The organism is Bradyrhizobium sp. Mp27, from assembly GCF_029953005.1.
Taxonomy (GTDB): Bacteria; Pseudomonadota; Alphaproteobacteria; order Rhizobiales; family Xanthobacteraceae; genus Bradyrhizobium; species Bradyrhizobium barranii.
Map to the genome: position 1 here is coordinate 1 of NZ_JASAUS010000341.1, position 3689 is coordinate 3689.

At 60.4% G+C, this 3689-nt stretch carries 2 protein-coding genes and 1 pseudogene; 2 read left to right on the forward strand and 1 reads right to left on the reverse strand.

Annotation, left to right across the window (positions count from 1 at the left end; genetic code table 11):
- Positions 1 to 195: 195 nt before the first annotated feature.
- A pseudogene (locus QJT78_RS49405) lies at positions 196 to 333 on the reverse strand (PDDEXK nuclease domain-containing protein); the annotation flags it as partial.
- 302 nt (positions 334 to 635) lie between these two features.
- Here QJT78_RS49405 and QJT78_RS49410 point away from each other — a divergent pair.
- Both QJT78_RS49410 and QJT78_RS49415 read left to right on the forward strand, forming a co-directional pair.
- Positions 636 to 3119, forward strand: coding sequence for an outer membrane beta-barrel protein (locus QJT78_RS49410; protein ID WP_281460796.1), 2484 nt, complete (start codon positions 636 to 638; stop codon positions 3117 to 3119).
- Positions 3120 to 3195: 76 nt separating this feature from the next.
- Positions 3196 to 3689, forward strand: a 494-nt coding sequence (locus QJT78_RS49415) for an IS6 family transposase (protein ID WP_281460797.1), incomplete at its 3' end; no start/stop codon positions are given.

Below are 3689 nucleotides of genomic sequence, written 5' to 3' on the forward strand. Positions count from 1 at the left end.
TCGTCAGGCGGCGAAAAGCCGAAGGCAATCCTGTGCGCCTCGTCAGACAAGATGTGCGGCCGCATCAATCGGGCCCAAAAGCCGCACTCTCACGAATAGGACGGGCTAGGTACCAACTAGCGCGAGGTATTTTGACGTCCTGACTGCTCTCGACTTTAGGCTGCAGTTGCCGCGGCGCAGTGATCATCGGCAGCTGAATTTCATCTTGCCCGCCAACTCGGGCTTGAAATCCTCGATCTTTAGCTCGATTGCCACGAAGCAGCGCGAGCGTAGGTGATGGAAAACGAGGTCGAGGTAGTAATCCTGGCCGGCAACCTCACGGTGATACTGGCTTGCTGGCATCGCCCAGCAAGTCAGGCGAGAATTCAGTCGCTGGCAGCCGCCCGGGGTTTTGATACGTGCGCAGCACTTGCCGAATGCCCTTGGACCGCCAGTCTATATCAATCGATGTCTCGGCCTTCCAAACGCGTTGTCGCATCTGCAACAATATCGACACTGCGTCGATGCGCGTAACACGCTGGAGCCCAGCTGCAATCCTCTCAACCCTTTGGTTCGGCGTCCGATGTTCGTAAGTGCCAGGACTGGTACGGCACTTGCTGTTCTCTCTGAAGTCCTCGCAACTTCTGGAGCAGCGCATGTACACTGTCCCCTGCCGCAAGCAGGCTCCTCACTCCGGGCAAATCCGCCTGCGACCCATCAATTTCTGGCCGGCAGGTTCGATCGCGTTTGGGCTCTCCATGCTCGCTGCTCCTGCGATGACTGCCGATCTCCCGATCAACTTCGGGGGGACCGGATCCTATAATTGGACTGGGTACTATGCCGGCGTTACGGCTGGTGGCGCGTGGGGACAGTATGATCCGACTACCGCAGCGAGTGAGGGTCCGTATTTCAGCCTCACTGATGCACAGACCGTTACCGCGGCCGGAGTGCAACGCATCAAGCCCTTCGGCTTTGCCGCTGGCATCGAAGGCGGTTACAATTGGCAGATCGGCAATCTGCTGGTCGGCTGGGAAGCCGATTTGCAGGCCGTTCATCTGAACGGTGCGGCGACCAGCCATGCCGGGTACCGCCCGTCGTCAGGAGCGTCGAGCGGCTCTTTCACCATCACGTCCTATGGCAACGCCAACGGGCTGTTCACCGCGCGACCGCGTCTGGGCTTCGTCACGCCGTACCAATGGCTTGTCTATATCACGGGCGGCCTCGCGCTCACCCAGGTGCAAACCGACTTCTCGTTTATCGACGGTGCCGCGGAATCAGGGAGGAGGCTGAACGCCGTCGGGGCTGGCTATGCCGTCGGCGCCGGCGTTGAGGTGCCGCTCACCGATCGGTTGAGCGTCAAGGCTGACTATCTTCATGTCGACTTTCCCAACGCCGTGGGAATGGCGAATGTCGGCGCCGCTGGCCAGGTCGTCACGCATTCCAGTGGACTTCGGGCCGACCTCGCCCGTGCCGGGTTGAACTACCGGTTCGGCGGCAGTGATACGTCGGCCGGCGGTGCTCCGATCCAGTGGCTCGAAATACCGGCTCGGAACGGTTTAAGCGATTGGAGCATCGAAACCGGCACCCGCGTCTGGATCAGCACAGGTGTTGACGGCGAAGGACCGTTGTTCAACACTCCGCCTTTTCGGCTCGCGTCCCGGCTGATCTACAGCGGCCTTGACGCGGTCTCCGGCGAAGCCTTTGCCCGCATTGATCATCGCAGCGGTTTTTTTGCAAAAGGCCATCTGGGAGCTGGCGGAATTGGCAACGGACAGCTCAACGACGAGGATTTTCCCGCTGGGTACGCCTATTCCAACACGAGGTCTGATGCCTCGGGACACATCGGCTATGCCACGATCGATCTCGGCTACAATTTCCTGAGAGCGCCCGGTGCCAAGGTCGGCGCGTTGGTCGGTTATAACTATTATGCCCAGGCGATCAATACCTACGGGTGCGCGCAACTTGCGGCCGCCGCCATTTGCGCACCACCATTGCCGTCGACGCTTCTCGGGCTGACCAACAACGATCTCGGGCTGACCAACAACGATCATTTCAATTCGCTGCGAGTCGGTCTGTCCAGCGAAGTGATGTTGAGTGACCGGCTGCGATTGACCGCAGATGCCGCCGTCGCGCCGCTTGTCACCTATAGCGGACTGGACAACCATCTGCTGCGTCAATTGCTCGGCCCCAACGCGTCGCATAGCGGGACCGGGGTCATGTTCGAGGCTGTGCTGGACTACAAGTTCACCGATGCCTGGAGCATTGGGGTTGGCGGACGGTACTGGGCCTGGCAGATGAGCACCGGCACGGCAGGCTTCGTCGAACTCACCGATCCGGCCGCCAATGCCGTTCAGCCGCAGCGGGCCAGCACGGAGCGTTACGGCATATTCATGCAGTCGAGCTATCGCTGGGGCGACTCGGCGGTTCCCGCTGAAGGCTCCATCTTGCCCACCAAGGCGCCCCGCCCGGCGACAGGCCCAATGGACTGGAGCGGATTCTATGTCGGCGGATACCTGGGCGGCGGCCTCAGTGTTGGTCGTTGGTCTGATCCGTTCGCGTCCACGGATGGCTTGAATGGTTTCGTCAATGTCGCCGGTTTCGGCAACCAGACACGCGCCATCGGCCCGCTCGGAGGTGCTCAGATCGGTGCCAACTGGCAATGGGGAACTTGGGTTTTGGGCGTTCAGGGCGAACTCGGCGCCGCTAACATGCGCGGCGAGGACACCTGCTTTTCCGGCATCGGCGGCATCAACTGCAAGCACACGGCCGAGGCTATCGCCACCTTCACCGGACGGGTCGGATATGCGTGGGGCCGTGCACTTGCCTATGCCAAAGCCGGCGGCGCTCTTAGCAGGACCACCTACGATCTATTGGCCGACACGAACGCCCACCGCCGGGGGACCGGCGTCACCACCCTAAATACGTGGGATTGGGTGATTGGTGGCGGTGTCGAATATGCACTGACCAACCAGTGGACCACGTTCGCCGAATACAACCACATCGGCGTTCCCTCGACGATCGTTCCGTTCCCGACCGTCGGCGAGATCAATTCGAAGACCATCAAAATGAAGCAGAGCGTCGACGTCTTCAAGCTCGGCGTGAACTACAAGTTTTGCCTTCATCTCGATGAAGATCGGTGATTTGATGAATGGTTTCCGCGAGGTCCAGCACCGTCAAGTTAACGAATTGGAGCGGCGGAGGGGGTAGACGAGCGGCATGCGGACTGACAAGGACCCTCTTTATCGCCGCCATCGCTTCCCGCCGGAAGTGATCAGCTATGCCGTTTGGTTGTATTTCCGGTTTCCCTTAAGCTTGCGCATGGTCGAGGAAGTGGTGGCGGCGCGTGGCATTGGCGTGACCTATGAGACCGTGCGCCAGTGGGGACGGAAATTCGGCAAGCCGTTCTCCGATCGGATCCGCCAGCGCGCTCCCGCCCGCGGTGACAAATGGCATCTGGACGAGGTCGTTATCTCGATCGCGGGCGAACAACATTGGCTCTGGCGCGCTGTCGACCAGAATGGCTTCGTTCTCGACGTCTTGATCCAGCGCCGAAGAGACTCGCGCGCTGCGCAGCTTCTCATGAAGAAGCTCTTGAAATGCGCCGGCACGCCGCCGCGCGTTATGATCACGGATAAGCTGCGTTCGTACGGCGCTGCGAGGGCGAAGATGGGCTTACACGTCGAACATCGCCAGCACAAAGCTCTCAACAA